The sequence below is a fragment of the Glacieibacterium sp. genome (assembly GCF_965200405.1).
Taxonomy (GTDB): domain Bacteria; phylum Pseudomonadota; class Alphaproteobacteria; order Sphingomonadales; family Sphingomonadaceae; genus Glacieibacterium.
Genome location: NZ_OZ241356.1, coordinates 530,016 through 546,205 on the forward strand (window position 1 = coordinate 530,016; position 16,190 = coordinate 546,205).

Below are 16,190 nucleotides of genomic sequence, written 5' to 3' on the forward strand. Positions count from 1 at the left end.
GCCTTCGCGGACAGTATTTCAAGCCATTTCACCTTGGGCGAGGTTCGTGGAAACATCGGGCGGCATCGTTGCTGGACTATCGGGACGCTATGCGACCGCATTGTTCGACCTGGCCAGCGAGGGCAAAAGCCTCGACGGCGTCTCCGCGAGTCTCGCGCAGCTGAAGAGCGCGCTGGCCGATTCGGAAGATTTGCGGATGCTGACCGCCAGCCCGATGCTCGACCGCGTCTCGACGGCCCGCGGCATCGCCGCCGTCGCCGGGGCGATGCAGCTCGACACGCTGACCACGCATTTCCTCGGCGTGCTCGCCGCCAATCGCCGGCTGGGCCAGCTGCCTAACATCATTCGTGACTTCAACGCGCTGGCTGCCCGCCAGCGCGGCGAGACGACCGCCGAAGTCACCAGCGCCCACCCGCTCGACGCCGAGCAGCAGGACGCTCTGAAGGCAAAGCTCCGGGCCGGGCTCAAGCGCGACGTCGCGCTGGAGTTGAAGGTCGACAAGGATATCTTGGGCGGACTGATCGTGCGCGTCGGTTCGCGCATGATCGACAGTTCGCTCCGCACCAAACTGGCAACGCTCAGCACAGCGATGAAAGGCTGACAATGGACATCCGCGCCGCGGAAATTTCGAAGGTCATCAAGGACCAGATCGCCAGCTTCGGCACCGAAGCCCAGGTCAGTGAAGTCGGCCAGGTTCTCTCGGTCGGCGACGGCATTGCGCGCGTCCACGGCCTCGACAACGTCCAGGCGGGCGAAATGGTCGAGTTTCCGGGCGGCCTCAAGGGCATGGCGCTCAACCTCGAAGCCGATAACGTCGGCATCGTCATCTTCGGGTCCGATGCGGGCGTGAAGGAAGGCGACACCGTCAAGCGCACCGGCACCATCGTCGACGTTCCCGTCGGCAAGGGCCTGCTCGGACGCGTCGTTGACGGCCTCGGCAACCCGATCGACGGCAAAGGCCCGCTGGTCGACGTCGTCCGCAGCCGCGTCGAGGTCAAGGCGCCCGGCATCATCCCGCGCAAGTCTGTCTCGGAGCCGATGCAGACCGGCCTCAAGGCCTTGGATGCGCTCGTTCCCGTCGGCCGTGGCCAGCGCGAGCTGATCATCGGCGACCGCCAGACCGGCAAGACCGCCGTCGCGATGGATACCTTCATCAACCAGAAGGTCACCAACACCGCCGCCGGCGACGACGACACCAAGAAGCTGTTTTGCATCTATGTCGCCGTCGGCCAGAAGCGCTCGACCGTCGCCCAGATCGTCCGTGCTCTCGAAGAGAATGGCGCGATGGAGTATTCGATCGTCGTCGCCGCTACCGCGTCGGAGCCTGCCCCGCTGCAGTTCCTAGCACCCTACACCGGCTGCACGATGGGTGAGTATTTCCGCGACAACGGCATGCACGCCGTCATCGTCTATGACGACCTTTCGAAGCAGGCCGTCGCGTACCGCCAGATGTCGCTGCTGCTGCGCCGCCCGCCGGGCCGCGAAGCCTACCCCGGCGACGTTTTCTATCTCCACAGCCGCCTGCTGGAGCGCGCCGCCAAGTTGAACGACGCCAACGGCAACGGCTCGCTGACCGCGCTGCCGATCATCGAGACCCAGGCCGGCGACGTCTCGGCGTACATCCCGACCAACGTCATCTCGATCACCGACGGCCAGATCTTCCTCGAGACCGAGCTGTTCTACCAGGGCGTCCGCCCGGCCATCAACGTCGGCCTCAGCGTCTCGCGCGTCGGCTCCGCCGCGCAGACCAAGGCAATGAAAAAGGTTGCCGGCACGATCAAGCTCGAGCTCGCGCAGTACCGCGAGATGGCGGCGTTCGCGCAGTTCGGTTCCGACCTCGACGCCTCGACACAGAAGCTGCTCAACCGCGGCGCCCGCCTGACCGAGTTGCTGAAGCAGGGCCAGTACAAGCCGATGCCGTTCGAGGAGCAGGTCGTCAGCATCTTCGCCGGCGTCAACGGCTTCCTCGACACCATTCCGGTCAAGGACATCACCCGCTTCGAACAGGCACTGCTCAGCGAGGTTCGCTCGAACCATGCCGGGCTGCTCGATGCGATCCGCACGTCGAAGGACATCTCCGACGACACCAAGAAGGGCCTCAACGAGACCCTCGGCGCGTTCGTGAAATCGTTCGCATAAAGCGGACGATTGGGAAGAGCAGATGGCAAGCCTCAAAGCCCTGAAGATGCGCATCACTTCGGTCAAGTCGACGCAGAAGATCACCAAGGCGATGAAGATGGTCGCCGCGGCGAAACTGCGCCGCGCGCAGGAAGCTGCCGAGGCGGCGCGGCCTTATGCGACGCGCATGGCGGAAGTCATGGCGTCGCTGGGCAGCACGGTCACGGTTGGCCCAGAATCGCCGCGCCTGCTGGCCGGCACGGGCAAGGACCAGGTCCACCTGCTCGTTGTTGCGACCTCGGAGCGTGGCCTCGCGGGTGCGTTCAACACCAACATCGTCCGCCTGGCCCGCAAGAAGATCGAGGCGCTGGTCGCCGAGGGCAAGACGGTCAAGCTGCTGCTCGTCGGCAAGAAGGGTCGCGCCCAGCTGGCGCGCGACCACCGCGACAAGATCGTCGACACCATCGACCAGACCCACATCAAGCGCCTGGCGTTCACCGACGCGCTGGCGATCGCCGAGGATGTCGTCGCTCGCTACGAAGCCGGTGAGTTCGACGTCGCGCACCTGTTCTTCGCGCGTTTCCGCTCGGCGCTGCTGCAGGAGCCGACCGCGCTGCAGATCATCCCGGTGCCGCTGCCCAAGGCCGCGCCCGAGACCGTCGTCACCCAGGCCGGTGCCCCGCCTGCCGTCGTCGAATACGAGCCTGACGAGGAGTCGATCCTGGCCGACCTGCTGCCGCGCAACCTCGCCGTCCAAATCTTCCGCGCCCTTCTTGAGAACGCTGCGTCGGAGCAGGGCAGCCGGATGACCGCGATGGACAACGCCACGCGCAACGCCGGCGACATGATCAACAAGCTTACCATCACCTACAACCGCACCCGCCAGGCCGCGATCACCACCGAGCTGATCGAGATCATCGCTGGCGCTGAATCGATCTAGGAGCAGACATGGCCACCACCCCCACCACCAACAACGTCGGCCGCGTGTCGCAGGTCATCGGCGCCGTCGTCGACGTCCACTTCGACACTGACCTGCCCGCCATCCTGAGCGCGCTGGAAACCCGCATCGAAGACCGCCGCCTGGTCCTCGAAGTCGCCCAGCATCTCGGCGAGAACACCGTCCGCACCATCGCCATGGACGCCACCGACGGTCTCGTCCGCGGCCAGGCGGTCACCGACACCGGCTCGCAGATCCGCGTTCCGGTCGGCCCGGCAACGCTCGGGCGCATCCTCAACGTCATCGGCGAGCCGATCGACGAGCGCGGCCCGGTCAATGCGGCGACGACAATGCCGATCCACGCCGAGGCGCCGCTGTTCATCGACCAGTCGACCGAGTCGTCGATCCTTGTCACCGGCATCAAGGTCATCGACCTGATCGCTCCCTACGCCAAGGGCGGCAAGATCGGCCTGTTCGGCGGCGCCGGCGTCGGCAAGACCGTGCTGATCCAGGAGCTGATCAACAACATCGCCAAGGGCCACGGCGGCACCTCGGTGTTCGCCGGCGTCGGCGAGCGCACCCGCGAGGGCAACGATCTGTATCACGAGTTCCTCGAGGCCGGCGTCATCGCCACCGATGCCGAAGGTAATCCGACCAGCGAAGGCTCCAAGGTCGCCTTGGTGTTCGGCCAGATGAACGAGCCGCCAGGCGCCCGCGCCCGCGTCGCCCTGTCCGGCCTGACCAACGCCGAGTATTTCCGCGATGTCGAGGGCCAGGACGTGTTGTTCTTTATCGACAACATCTTCCGCTTCACCCAGGCCGGCTCGGAAGTGTCCGCCCTGCTCGGCCGTATCCCGTCCGCCGTAGGCTATCAGCCGACGCTGGCCACCGACATGGGCCAGCTGCAGGAGCGCATCACCTCGACCAACAAGGGCTCGATCACCTCGGTTCAGGCGATCTATGTCCCCGCTGACGACTTGACCGACCCGGCGCCTGCAACCTCGTTCGCCCACTTGGACGCGACGACGACGCTGTCCCGCTCGATCGCCGAGCTCGGCATCTACCCGGCCGTCGATCCGCTCGACTCGACCTCGCGCGTCCTCGACCCGCGCATCGTCGGCGACGAGCATTACGCCGTCGCGCGTTCGGTCCAGGAAGTGCTGCAGCGCTACAAGTCGCTGCAGGACATCATCGCCATTCTCGGCATGGACGAGCTGTCCGAGGACGACAAGCTGACCGTCAGCCGCGCCCGCAAGATCCAGCGCTTCCTCAGCCAGCCGTTCCACGTCGCCGAGATCTTCACCGGCACGCCGGGCGTCTTCGTCGCTGTCGAGGACACCATCAAGGGCTTCAAGGCGATCGTCGCGGGTGAGTACGACCATCTTCCCGAGGCAGCTTTCTATCTCGTCGGTACCATCGAGGATGCCGTCAAGAAGGGCCAGCGCCTGGCTGCCGAAGCCGCGTAATGGCCGATACGCTTCACTTTGAGCTCGTCAGCCCCGAGCGGCTGCTGCGCTCGGCCGACGTCTACATGGTCGTCGTGCCGGGAACCGAGGGCGACTTCGGCGTCCTCGTCGGGCATGCGCCGTTCATGTCGACCATCCGGCCGGGCGCGATTAGCGTCTATCCGAACGGCATGAACGATGTGCCCGAGCGCATCTTCATCGACGGTGGTTTCGCCGAGGTCGGCGCGAACGGCTTGACCATCCTGGCGGAGAGCGCCGTGCCGGTGTCGGAGCTGGACGTAGAGGCTGCTGCTACTGGTCTGGCGGAGGCGCGCGAGATGCTGCGCGCCGCGACCAGCGAGATCGAGACGAAGCAGGCCGAGAAGCGGATCGCGACCTTCGAGGCGATGCAGGCGGCGACGCTCAACTAGCGCGCCGCGGCGGGCGGCCTGCGGGCCGCCCCTTACAACAACCACCCCCTGTGTCATCCCGGCGAAGGCCAGGACCAAGTTGCATTACTGGCCCGATTGCGGAGCACGTAATGAAACTGGGTCTCGGCTTTCGCCGGGATGACGCCGTGTGGGCGATCCACCTTATCCTGCCCGCGCTGGCGGGAGCATACGGCAGGTTTAGCCGTCCAACATCCGGGACAGGTTCGACACGTCACCGTCGAGCTCGCGGTCCTTGGCGCGCAGTTCGTCGATGCGCTTTACCGCGTGCATGACCGTCGTGTGGTCGCGCCCCCCGAACCGCCGGCCGATCTCGGGCAGCGAGCGTGGCGTCAGCTTCTTGGCGAGGTACATCGCAACCTGCCGCGGGCGGGCGACCTCGACGGCGCGGCGGGCCGACAGCATGTCGCCCATCTTGAGCCCGTAATAGTCGGCGACGCGGCGCTGGATGTCGTCGATCGTCACCTTCTTCTCGTGCGCCCGCAGCAGGTCGGCCAGCGTCTCACGGGTGAACTCGATGGTCACCGGCTTGCCGACCAGCCGCGCATAGGCGACGACGCGGTTCAAGGCGCCCTCTAGCTCGCGGACGTTCGAGGTGATCTTGCGCGCCAGGAACTCGATAACGTCGGGCGGCACCTCGACGCCGGCCATCGCCGCTGCCTTGGTGTGCAGGATGTTGAGCCGCAGCTCATAGTCCGCCGCGTTGATGTCGGCGACCAGGCCCCAGGCCATGCGACTCAGGATGCGCTCCTGGATGCCCTCCAGGTTCTGCGGAGACCGATCGGCGGTGATCACCAGCCGCTTACCGGCGCTGATGATCTCGTTCATCGTGTGGAAGAACTCTTCCTGCGTCGATTCCTTGCCGGCGATGAACTGGACGTCGTCGATCATGAGCAGGTCGACCGAGCGCAGCCGCTGCTTGAAGCTGATCGTGTCCTTGGCGCGCAGGGCGGCAAGGAATTCGACCATGAACTTCTCGGCCGAGAGATAGGCGACCTTGGCGTTCGGCTCGCGGGCTCGCAGCTCGCCGCCGATGGCGTGCATGAGGTGAGTCTTGCCGAGCCCGGTCTGGCCATGAAGGAAGAGCGGGTTGAAGCTGACCGGTCCGCCGTCCGCCAGCGTCCGCGCGGCGTTATAGGCGAGCTCGTTCGACTTGCCGACGACGAAGCTGTCGAAGCTGTAGCGCGGCTCCAGCGGCAGGCCGATATAGGTCGCCTGCTGCGCGACAGCCTGGGCCGGGGCGGTTTCCTCGACGCTGGGCTCAGCAATCTGTTGGGCGGCTGCCTGGGCAGCGGCGCCGCTGGCAACGCTGAGGGCAACGTGGCGCACGCCCGGGTGATGAGCCGACCACAAGGCGCGCAGCCGCTCCATGAAGTTGCTGGCGACCCAGTCGGCGAGGAAGTGGCTCGGGGCGGCCAAGCGTACCGTGTCGCCGTCGACGCCGAGCAGCGCCAAGGGACGCAGCCAATTGTCGAAGCTCCGCGCGCCGCACTCTGCCCGCAGCGCGGACTGGATCAGCGTCCAGATCGCGGCAGGACGATCGCCGGCTTGGGCGGCATCCTGGGAGTCGCCGTGAGAATCATGGGCATCGCTATTGAACCGTGGGCCATGCTCGCCGCCGAACAGATGGGCGGCGCGTGGTGCATGACCTGAGTCGCTGAACGGCGAGAGCGGAGAAGGACGACCCGTTGCCATGGTATTTTGAACGGCTCCCCAACTCACGCTTCAACTCCCCCACGGCTCTAAGAGCCTATTATGGTCAGGGCGACGGCACCCCCTGTGCAGTCGCCAGCAATCTTACGGCGTGCCGCTCCGTGCCGAGTGCACGACGCAGTTCGCCGGCTGCCGACATGGTGTCTCGACCACGTCGTGCATGTTCCGTTCAACCCGAATCGAGTGGGAGGAAACCTCCCGCGGCGTCTGGCCGGAGGGGACACTAAGCATTCTCGAAAAGCCCGATCAAGGCCTGAGGCGAACACAAAACTGAAATAAAAGGTTTGACACGGAAACACGTCAGACCGCGGTGATCGACACTAAGTAGCTGATAATAGAAAGTTTTTTGCTCAATCGACATTGTCGCACGAGTCGCGTGCAGGGCTGTCACATTGCCAACCCGTTCAGCCCAAACAAAAAGGGCCGCCCGTGCGGGCGACCCTTGAAATCAATCTTGTTCCGTTTCCGGAACTTATAATCAGACGAGAGCGGCAACCCGCTTCGAGAGGCGCGAAATCTTGCGCGAGACGGTGTTCTTGTGGAGCACGCCCTTCGAAACGCCGCGCATCATTTCGGGCTGGGCTGCTGCCAGGGCCGCGACTGCTGCGTCCTTGCCGCCGGCATCGATCGCCGTCTCGACGCGCTTGACGAACGTGCGGATGCGGCTGACCCGCGCCTTGTTGATCTCGGCCCGGCGGTCGTTGCGACGGATGCGCTTTTCGGCTTGCGGCGTGTTGGCCATTATCGTCCTCGAAAAATCTGGTCCGCACCGGACCAAACCGATGCACCGGACGGGCCACCTGACCCGAACCGTAGGGCGCGTCTGTTAGTGGAGACGGCCCCCGCGGTCAAGCATTGCGACATAGGTCCGATCGTCGCCCTCACCGCTGGCACCAGCTGCAGAAGAAGCTCGACCTGCCGCTCTGGACGATGCGCTTGATCGGGTGGCCGTCGCGGGGGCAAGGCTCGCCCTCGCGGCCATAGACCCGGAAGCTTTTCTGGAAATAGCCGAGCGTGCCGTCGACCTGGGCAAAGTCGCGCAGGGTCGAGCCGCCCGCGGCGATGGCGTCGTCGAGGACACGCGGGATCGCGTCGGCCAGCGCGGCGATACGCGCCGCCGAGATCTTGCCTCCCTCGCGCGCCGGGTGGATCCGGGCGCAGTTGAGCGCCTCGCAGACATAGATATTGCCGAGTCCCGCGACGACGCGCTGGTCGAGCAGCAGTGCCTTGACCGGGGCGATGCGGTCCTTGAACGCCGCTTTCAGATGGGCGGTCAGGTCGACGCCCAGCGGCTCCGGGCCCAACGCGGCCAAGGCTGGATACTCACCGAGCGCCGCCGTCGGCACCAGGTCGAGCGAGCCGAATCGCCGTGCATCGTTGAACGCCACGACATGCCCGTCGTCGGTGTGGAAGACGACATGGTCGTGCTTCTCCAGCACCTCGGGATCGAGCCGCATCCGCCCCGACATGCCGAGATGGAAGATCAGCGTGTCGTCGCGGTCGGTGGCGATCAGCCCGTATTTGGCGCGGCGGCTGAGCCCGGTGATCGTCGCCCCGACCAGCCGCTGCACCAGCCCGTCCGGGAACGCGCGGCGCAGGTCGTCGCGGTGCAGGTCGACCCGGGTCAGCCGCCGCCCGTCGAGGACCCGCCTGAGCCCTCGCACCGTCGTCTCGACTTCGGGCAGCTCAGGCACCGGACGCACCGCGGAAGTTCACGGAAACTTCACGGCATAACGGCGAAAACATCATGCCACACCCGGTCGGCGGCGCGCCCGTCGAGCGGGCAATGGCGATGGCGGCGGCAGGGCTGGACATGCGGCTGGGCTCCGGTGATTCGCGGGATCGTCTGGATGTACCATATCGGCACATCTGTAGGACAATGGTTTCAGGACACGCGGCGTCATACCACGAGCGCGTTCCGTGCGCGGCGCGACACACCGCCGTTTGCGGCCCCGCCACCCCTGCGCTAGACGCTGAACCCATGGAAGACACGGTCAGCTACGGCTACGAACAGGTCGCTCCCGCCGAGAAGACGCGCCGGGTCGGCGAAGTCTTTTCCAGCGTGGCGCGACGCTATGACTTGATGAACGACCTGATGTCGGGCGGCCTCCACCGCATGTGGAAGGACAGCTTCGTCGCCATGGTCAAGCCGCGGCCCGGCGAGCGCGTCCTCGACATGGCAGGCGGCACCGGCGACATCGCCTTCCGCATGGCGGCGCGCGGCGCCTCGGTCACCGTCTCCGACATCAACGCCGCGATGCTGGAAGTCGGCGAGCAGCGCGCCGCCAAGCGCGGGATCGACGGACTGACCTGGCAGGTCGAGAACGCCGAGGTGCTGAGCTTCGACAGCGCCGCCTTCGACGCCTACACCATCGCCTTCGGCATCCGGAACGTCACCGACATCCCCGCCGCGCTGAAGGAAGCCCGCCGCGTCCTGAAATACGGCGGGCGCTTCTTTTGCCTCGAGTTCTCGACCACCGACTGGCCGGGCTTCGGGCGCGTCTATGATGCCTATTCCGAAAAGCTCGTCCCACAGATCGGCAAGTACGTTGCCGGCGACGAGGCCTCGTACCGCTACCTGATCGAGAGCATCCGCCGCTTTCCGACGATGCCCGAGTTCTCGAAGATGATCGAGGCGGCAGGCTTTGCGCGCGTGTCGTCGCGGCCGATCCTCGGCGGACTGGTCGCGATCCACAGCGGCTGGAAGATTTGACCTCCAGCCTGACCCATGGCTGGCGGCTGCTGCGCTGGGGCCGGACCCTTGGCCGCCACGGCGCGCTGCGCGGAATCGAGGCGGACGGCAACGCCCCTGCGATCGTGCGACGCATGGCCCGGCTGGCGCGCTTCGGCACCGCGACTCCGGCCGTGCCCGATTATGCCCGCGCCTTCGAGGCGATCGGCCCTGCCGCGATCAAGCTCGGCCAGGCACTGGCGACCCGCCCCGACCTGATCGGCGAGGCGGCGGCGCAGGACCTGACCCGGCTGCAGGACGCCCTGCCCCCGCTGCCCTTCGCGGTCATCGAGGCGGCGCTGGTCGAGGCCTATGCCGGGCCGTGGCAGCAGCATTTCATCTCGATCGACCCGGTGCCGGTCGGTGCCGCCTCGATCGCGCAGGTCCACCGCGGCGTCACCACCGACGGGCGCACCGTGGCGATCAAGGTCCTGCGCCCGGGCATCGAGGCCGCCTTCGCCGAGGCTATCGAGACCTATGAATGGGCCGCCGCCAAGGTCGAGGCGCAGGGCGGCGAGGCGCTGCGGCTGCGTCCCCGCGCCGTCATCGCCAGCTTCAAGGCGTGGACGCTGGCCGAACTCGACCTGCGCCGCGAGGCCGCCTCCGCCTCCGAACTCGCCGAGGCGATGCAGGGCGAGCCGGGCTTCCTGGTGCCCGAGGTCGACTGGGCCCGCACCACCCGCCGCGTGCTGGCGATCGACTGGATCGACGGCGTCAAGATGTCGGACCGCGCCGCGGTTGCCGCGCTCGGCCTCGACGGCCGCGTGCTGGCGGCGACGCTGGTCCGCAGCTTCCTGCGCCAGGCGATCGCGCAGGGGTTTTTCCATGCCGACATGCACCAGGGCAATCTGTTCGTGCTGCGCGACGGCCGCGTCGGCGTCGTCGACTTCGGCATCATGGGGCGCCTCGACCGCCGCGCCCGCGTCTATCTGGCCCAGATCATCCACGGCCTGCTGACCGGCGACTATATCCGCGTCGCCGAGATCCACTTCGAGGCGGGCTATGTCCCCGCGCACCATAATGTCGGCGAGTTCGCCACCGCACTCCGCGCCGTCGGCGAGCCGATCCGCGGGCTGGATGCGCGCGACATCTCGATCTCCAACCTGCTAGACGGGCTGTTCGGCATCACCCGCAGCTTCGACATGGCGGTCCAGCCGCATCTGCTGCTGCTGCAAAAGACCATGGTGATGGTCGAGGGCGTCGCGCTGACGCTCGATCCAAAGGTCAACATGTGGCAGGTCGCCGAGCCGTTCGTCCGCGACTGGATGCGCGAGGAACTCGGCCCCGAGGCCCGGCTGGCCGACTCCTTGGTCGCCAATTTCCGCAGCCTGCGCCAGCTCCCCCGCGTCTTCCGCCAACTGATCGCCAAGGTCCCGGTCGAAGGCGCCGCCCCGCCAATGGCGCCAGAGCCCGAGCCGGTACCCGAGGTCCACGTCCGCGCGCGTGTCGTCCTGCACTGGTGGGTCGCACTGGCGACTGCGGTCGCCGGCATCGCACTCGGCGCGGCGCTGGTCGCGCACTAGAGTGCCCCTACCGCCGCCGCGGTTACCAATTTCAGGAGATGTCATCCCGTCATAGGCCGGGATGAAACCTTTGGGAGGGCGACGATGTCGATTGCAAACCAAACCTCGAGAGGCGAATCTGGTGGCTTTCGGACCGTCAGCTTTCGGTGATCGGACGAGGATAGCTGCCGTTCACGCCGTTTCCCTCGAGCTGGCTCCACCCGGCGATCAGGTCGGGCTCCGATCCTGATAATGCTCGAGCACTGCTGCCACGCCAGCGTTGGAGAAGGTCGTGGCCAGCCCTTCGGCTGCGCCGGCTGCCGCAATGGCGGCGCGCGCCGCCATTGCCTCTTCGTATGCTTCGACGGCTTCCCAGCTCGTTCGGCGGACCAAGGCATCCGCGAGGTCGGCCGCATCCGCCAACGCAAGATTCACACCCTCGCCACTAAACGGCGACATCACGTGCGCGGCATCGCCGAGCAATGTCATACCCGGCCGACTGGACCAGCGATATCCGATTGGCAGCGCGCAGAGCGGCCTGACTCCGAGGATTTCGCCGACATCCAGCATGTGGGTGAGCGACGGCGCCCAGCTGGCGAACGCGTCCTGCGTGTATGCGCGAAGCTTATCGACAGAGGCTTCGGACCATTCGCGTACGACCGCCTCCGGCAAGCGCAATCCGGCATATCCGCGGATATGTCCAAGCCCATTGCGCTGGGCGATAAGAACCCGGTTGTCGCCCACCGCGAACATCTTGCCGCTACCGACGAGCGCATCGACATGCGGATGCTCGACGGTGCTGAAACCGAGTTCCACCATGGTCGCCCCCTCATACGCCGGCCCGACGTCGCTCAGCAGGGCCCGCACGCGCGACCAGGCACCGTCTGCTCCGACGACGATGTCGAACTTTTCGGAGAGGTCGTTCGCGATGATGCAATATCCAGATTCCGCCGGCTCAATCGACTGTATCCGGTTGCCCCATCGCACCGTTCCCGGCGCGAGGGCATCGAGCAAGAGCTGCCGGAGCGCGGTACGATCGACCTCGGGTCGGTCGTCACCCGCACCGTCCCGGTCGAAAAGTAGCTGCCCGTCCCGATCGTAGAGACGATCCCCTTGATCCTCAGGCCGGGCGACTGCAAGGAATGCTTCTTCCAGACCCGCGAGCCGCATCGCGCGCTGGCCGGTGTCAGGGTGTAGATCAAGCGAGCCACCTTGCGGCCGTTCGCCGGCGTGTGCATCGCGCTCAAACACCGTTGTCGCCACGCCTCGGCATTGCAGCAGTCGCGCGAGCATCAAGCCGCCAGGACCGCCACCTATAATCGCGATGCGCCGTAGACTTTTCATACGCTCAACTCCATAAACATAGGTAGCTATATACATGTCTATAGGCACCTATGCAATGACTGACGAAGAATGGCAGCCACTTAAGCATCCAAGCCATTATTTCAGCCGGATCGGTCGCGCGCAGACGCGGATCGGCGATGTGCGGTTACGCGCCGCCGGTCTCGCCACGGCACAGCTTCCCGTGCTGTCGATGCTGAGCCGTGGCGCCTCGCTGTCGCAGACCGAACTCGCGCGACGCGCCAAGGTCGAGCAGCCGTCGATGGCGCAGCTCCTGGTTCGGATGGAGCGCGACGGGCTTATCCAACGGGAGCCTGATCCATCCGACAGGCGCCCTAGCCTGATCACTCTGACGGAAAAAGCCAAACGACGCATTCCCGCGAGTCGAGCGATACTTCGCCAGGCCAACGCGGACATGACGCGGGGATTTTCCGCCGAGGACGTCGACAAACTTCTCGAGTTACTCGGGCGCGTGCTGGAAAACGTCGACGGGATCGAGAGTTAGTCGCGCATCACGGACGGTCCGGAAACGTTAGGTTATGGCGGCTTTCGGGTTGTCTCATGAACAGGCTGGACGGCTCAGATTAGGCGGAAGCGGTCGTTGAGTTTGCAGAGATATGATCGCCATTTGGAACGATCGAAGCTTTGAGAGAAATGACAGCTTCAGAGGGTGGATGTCGCATTTTGTTTCTTGCACTCAAGCGTCGGCGAGTTCGATCCACGTCGGCGCATGGTCGCTCGACTTGGGCAGGCCGCGCACGCTCCGATCGACGCCCGCCGCCTTGAGGCGAGGGCGCAGCGACGGGCTGACCAGCAGATGGTCGATCCGCAGCCCCGCGTTCCGCTCATAGGCATTCCGGAAATAATCCCAGAAGGTGTAGATCGTCTCGTCGGGATGCAGCGCCCGCAGCGCGTCGGTCCAGCCCTGGGCGGTCAGGCGGAAGAACGCCTCGCGGATCTCGGGGGCGAACAGCGCGTCCTCGGTCCAGCGCTCGGGTTTGTAGACGTCGGCCTCGGTCGGCATGACGTTATAGTCGCCGGCCAGCACCACCGGCGCGCCGCTCGCCAGCAAATCGGCGGCATGGGCGGTGAACTGCTCGAACCAGGCCAGCTTATAGTCGAACTTGGGGCCGGGGCGCGGGTTGCCGTTGGGCAGGTACAGGCCGCCGATCAGCACGCCGTTCACCGCCGCCTCGATATAGCGGCTCTGCGCCGGGTCGGGATCGTTCGGCAAGCCGCGCCGCGTCTCCACCGGCACGGTGCCGCGCGCCAGCATCGCGACGCCGTTCCAGCTTTTCTGGCCGTGCCAGATCGCACCATAGCCGGCGTCCTCGATCGCCTGCGCCGGAAACTTGTCCTGCGGCGCCTTCAGCTCCTGCAGGCAGACGACGTCGGGCTGCGTCGTCGCCAGCCATTCAAGCAGCACCGGCAACCGGCCGTTGACGCCGTTGACGTTGAATGTCGCGATCCGCATGGCCGTCGTCCCTCCCGTTCGCCGCGCCTGAGCGGCAATAGTTGCGCGCTGTGACCCGCAGCGGCTAAGCCGTTCACCATGAAACGCACCACCGGACAGGACCGCGCCATCACCCGCGGTTGGCACCCCGCGACCCAGGCCGTTCGCGGCGGCACCGCGCGCTCCGAATGGGGCGAAACGTCGGAGGCGATCTTCCTGACCTCCGGCTTTGCCTATGACAGCGCCGGCCAGGCCGCGGCGCGTTTTGCCGGCACCGAGCAGGGCATGACCTATTCGCGCCTGCAGAACCCGACGGTGCAGATGCTGGAGGAGCGGCTGTGCCTGCTCGAAGGCGCCGAGGCGTGCCGCGCCACCGCGACCGGCATGGCGGCGATGTCGGGCGCACTGCTCAGTCATCTGTCGGCGGGCGATCATCTGGTTGCCGGGCGGGCGTTGTTCGGCTCGTGCCGGGTGCTGGTCGATACCATCCTGCCGCGCTTCGGCATCCAGACCACCGTCGTCGACGGGCGCGACGTCGACGCCTGGGCCAAGGCGCGCCAGCCCAACACCAAGGCGTTCTTCCTCGAGACTCCGGCCAATCCGACGCTGGATATCTGCGACATCGCGGCGATTTCGGCGATCGGCAAGGATGCGGGCGCGCTGGTCGTGGTCGACAACGCCTTTGCCTCGCCGGTGCTGCAGCGTCCGCTGGAGCTCGGCGCCGACGTCGTCGCGCATTCCGCGACCAAGCACATGGACGGCCAGGGCCGCGTGCTGGCCGGGGCGATCCTCGGGCCGGCGGGCTGGATGAACGACACCTACATGGCGATGGCGCGCCACACCGGGCCCGTGCTCAGCGCCTTCAACGCCTGGGTCGTGCTCAAGTCGCTGGAGACGATGGACCTTCGCGTCCGGCGTGCCGTCGATAACGCCACTGCAGTCGCCAAGGCGCTGGAAGCCCGCGTGCCGAAGCTGCTGTACCCTGGCCTGCCGAGCCATCCGCAGCACGAACTGGCGATGCGCCAGATGAGCGGCGGCGGCACGATCATCGCGCTGTTCGTCGAGGATCGCGTCCAGGCCCACGCCCTGCTCGACGCGCTGGAGCTGATCGACATTTCCAACAACCTCGGCGACTCGCGGTCGCTGATGACCCATCCGGCGTCGAGCACCCACGCCAGCGTGTCGCCGGCGGTGCGCGAGGAGATGGGCATTACCGAGGGCATGCTGCGGCTGTCGGTCGGGCTGGAGGATCACCGCGACCTGATCGCCGACCTGTCGCAGGCGCTGGAGAAGGCCGGGCTATGATGCAGGCGTTCTTTCCTTATGCGGCGACGACGGCGGGCGTCACGGTGCGCGTCAACCCGAGCTTCCTGCCCGACCAGTCGGACCCGGAGCAGGGCGTCTTCGTCTGGAGCTATCACATCCGCATCGAGAACGGCGGCGAGCGCGACGTCCAGCTGATCGCCCGCCACTGGATCATCACCGATGGCCGCGGCCGCACCGAAGAGGTTCAGGGCGAGGGCGTCGTCGGCGAGCAGCCGCTGATCGAGCCGGGCAACAGCTTCGACTATGTCTCCGGCTGCCCGCTGTCGACGCCGTCGGGCACGATGCACGGTACCTACGCCATGGCCGCCGACGGCGAGCTGTTCGAGGTCGCGATCCCGCTGTTCTCGCTCGACAGCCCGCATGCCCGCACGAGCTTGAATTGAAGCGCACCCACCTGCCTTTGAACGCGCTGCGCGTCTTCGATGCGGCGGCGCGCCATCTGTCGTTCACCAAGGCGGCGGACGAGCTGGCGGTGACCCCGGCTGCGGTCGGGCAGCAGATCCGGGCGCTGGAGGACACGCTCGGCGTCGTGCTGTTCAAGCGGATGACGCGCAACCTGGAGCTGACCCCGGAGGCCGAGCGCGCCCTGCCCGCGCTGCGCGCCGGCTTCCTGCAGTTCGAGGAGTCGGTGCGGATCCTGCAGGACGCACAGGGCTCGCGGGTGCTGACCATCGCCGCGCCGCGCGATTTCACCGCCAAGTGGCTCGCAGCAAGGCTGGCCGGCTATGCCCGCGCCAATCCGGAAGTGCGCTTCGTGCTCGCGGCCAGCGACGGTGCGGTCGATTTTACCCAGGCCAACCTCGACCTCGCCATCGTCTTCGACGGGGAACCGCAGGAGGAAGGCATCCACGGCCGGGTCATCGCTGCGGAAACGCTGGTGCTCGTCGGCGCGCCCGGAGCCGAGGCGGACGGCTCGCGCATCGCCCACCCCGGCGACCTGGAGGCCACCGGGCTGACCGTCGCCGATGCCGGCTTGGCGCTCGATGCCGCGGCGCTCGGGTTGGGTCTCGCAAAGGTGCCCGCGACGCTGGCGGCTGCCGACCTTGCCGCTGGCCGCGTGGTCCCGATCGGTGAGCCGGAGCCCTCGGCGCAGTCATGGTGGCTGATCGCCCCGACGCCGCAGTGGCGCCAGGCCAAGGTCCGCGCCATCGTCGAGTTCCTGCTCGCCTGAGCTA

Annotated in this window: 16 protein-coding genes; 11 read left to right on the forward strand and 5 right to left on the reverse strand. The window is 66.6% G+C overall.

What is annotated here, in order from left to right:
* The first annotated feature begins 46 nt into the window (after positions 1–46).
* From ACOFKW_RS02385 to ACOFKW_RS02405, 5 genes are read left to right on the forward strand one after another with little or no spacing between them, the layout of a single operon-like run.
* On the forward strand, positions 47–601 hold the full coding sequence (locus ACOFKW_RS02385) for a F0F1 ATP synthase subunit delta (protein ID WP_419815756.1): 555 nt from the start codon (positions 47–49) through the stop codon (positions 599–601).
* 2 nt (positions 602–603) lie between these two features.
* Positions 604–2,139: a F0F1 ATP synthase subunit alpha gene (gene atpA / locus ACOFKW_RS02390; RefSeq protein ID WP_419815757.1), complete on the forward strand. Its 1,536-nt coding sequence runs from the start codon at positions 604–606 to the stop codon at positions 2,137–2,139.
* Between the two features lie 22 nt (positions 2,140–2,161).
* A complete protein-coding gene (locus tag ACOFKW_RS02395) occupies positions 2,162–3,058 on the forward strand; it encodes a F0F1 ATP synthase subunit gamma (protein ID WP_419815758.1) in 897 nt (298 codons plus the stop codon).
* Positions 3,059–3,066: 8 nt separating this feature from the next.
* Complete coding sequence (gene atpD / locus ACOFKW_RS02400) at positions 3,067–4,521, forward strand: F0F1 ATP synthase subunit beta (RefSeq protein WP_419815759.1); 1,455 nt, start codon at positions 3,067–3,069, stop codon at positions 4,519–4,521.
* Positions 4,521–4,931, forward strand: a complete 411-nt coding sequence (locus tag ACOFKW_RS02405) for a F0F1 ATP synthase subunit epsilon (RefSeq protein WP_419815760.1) — start codon at positions 4,521–4,523, stop codon at positions 4,929–4,931. The genes atpD and ACOFKW_RS02405 overlap by 1 nt, the downstream gene beginning before the upstream one ends.
* Before the next feature lie 198 nt (positions 4,932–5,129).
* Here ACOFKW_RS02405 and dnaA read toward each other — a convergent pair whose 3' ends face one another.
* The 3 genes from dnaA to mutM form a co-directional block, all read right to left on the reverse strand.
* The gene (gene dnaA / locus ACOFKW_RS02410; protein ID WP_419815761.1) at positions 5,130–6,644 is read right to left on the reverse strand and encodes a chromosomal replication initiator protein DnaA; all 1,515 of its coding nucleotides are present in this window, start codon (positions 6,642–6,644) and stop codon (positions 5,130–5,132) included.
* A gap of 496 nt (positions 6,645–7,140) precedes the next feature.
* Positions 7,141–7,404 carry a 30S ribosomal protein S20 gene (gene rpsT / locus ACOFKW_RS02415; protein ID WP_419815762.1) on the reverse strand — a complete coding sequence of 88 codons (264 nt, stop codon included), beginning with the start codon at positions 7,402–7,404 and terminating at the stop codon, positions 7,141–7,143.
* 139 nt (positions 7,405–7,543) lie between these two features.
* Entirely contained in the window at positions 7,544–8,356 is an 813-nt protein-coding gene (mutM, locus tag ACOFKW_RS02420; RefSeq protein ID WP_419815763.1) for a bifunctional DNA-formamidopyrimidine glycosylase/DNA-(apurinic or apyrimidinic site) lyase, read from the reverse strand.
* 287 nt (positions 8,357–8,643) lie between these two features.
* Here mutM and ACOFKW_RS02425 point away from each other — a divergent pair, with 287 nt between their 5' ends.
* Positions 8,644–9,375: a class I SAM-dependent methyltransferase gene (locus tag ACOFKW_RS02425; protein WP_419815764.1), complete on the forward strand. Its 732-nt coding sequence runs from the start codon at positions 8,644–8,646 to the stop codon at positions 9,373–9,375.
* A complete protein-coding gene (ubiB, locus tag ACOFKW_RS02430; protein WP_419815765.1) occupies positions 9,372–10,916 on the forward strand; it encodes a 2-polyprenylphenol 6-hydroxylase in 1,545 nt (514 codons plus the stop codon). Before ACOFKW_RS02425 ends, ubiB begins: the two co-directional genes overlap by 4 nt.
* Positions 10,917–11,123: 207 nt before the next feature.
* Here ubiB and ACOFKW_RS02435 read toward each other — a convergent pair whose 3' ends face one another.
* Positions 11,124–12,188: an FAD-dependent oxidoreductase gene (locus ACOFKW_RS02435; RefSeq protein WP_419815766.1), complete on the reverse strand. Its 1,065-nt coding sequence runs from the start codon at positions 12,186–12,188 to the stop codon at positions 11,124–11,126.
* A gap of 106 nt (positions 12,189–12,294) precedes the next feature.
* Here ACOFKW_RS02435 and ACOFKW_RS02440 point away from each other — a divergent pair, with 106 nt between their 5' ends.
* Positions 12,295–12,741 (forward strand): MarR family winged helix-turn-helix transcriptional regulator, encoded by a 447-nt coding sequence (locus ACOFKW_RS02440; RefSeq protein ID WP_419815767.1) that lies wholly within the window; start codon positions 12,295–12,297, stop codon positions 12,739–12,741.
* Positions 12,742–12,933: 192 nt separating this feature from the next.
* On the opposite strand, the gene xth is transcribed toward ACOFKW_RS02440, so the two are convergent.
* A complete protein-coding gene (gene xth, locus ACOFKW_RS02445) occupies positions 12,934–13,710 on the reverse strand; it encodes an exodeoxyribonuclease III (protein ID WP_419815768.1) in 777 nt (258 codons plus the stop codon).
* 78 nt (positions 13,711–13,788) lie between these two features.
* On the opposite strand from xth, the gene metZ reads away from it, so the two are divergent.
* Genes metZ through ACOFKW_RS02460 form a run of 3 tightly spaced genes read left to right on the forward strand, consistent with a single transcriptional unit; the run spans position 13,789 to position 16,186 of the window.
* On the forward strand, positions 13,789–14,994 hold the full coding sequence (gene metZ / locus ACOFKW_RS02450) for an O-succinylhomoserine sulfhydrylase (protein ID WP_419815769.1): 1,206 nt from the start codon (positions 13,789–13,791) through the stop codon (positions 14,992–14,994).
* Positions 14,994–15,398 (forward strand): Co2+/Mg2+ efflux protein ApaG, encoded by a 405-nt coding sequence (gene apaG, locus ACOFKW_RS02455; RefSeq protein WP_419816851.1) that lies wholly within the window; start codon positions 14,994–14,996, stop codon positions 15,396–15,398. The genes metZ and apaG overlap by 1 nt, the downstream gene beginning before the upstream one ends.
* The gene (locus ACOFKW_RS02460; protein WP_419815770.1) at positions 15,395–16,186 is read left to right on the forward strand and encodes a LysR substrate-binding domain-containing protein; all 792 of its coding nucleotides are present in this window, start codon (positions 15,395–15,397) and stop codon (positions 16,184–16,186) included. Before apaG ends, ACOFKW_RS02460 begins: the two co-directional genes overlap by 4 nt.
* The last annotated feature ends 4 nt before the right edge of the window (positions 16,187–16,190 follow it).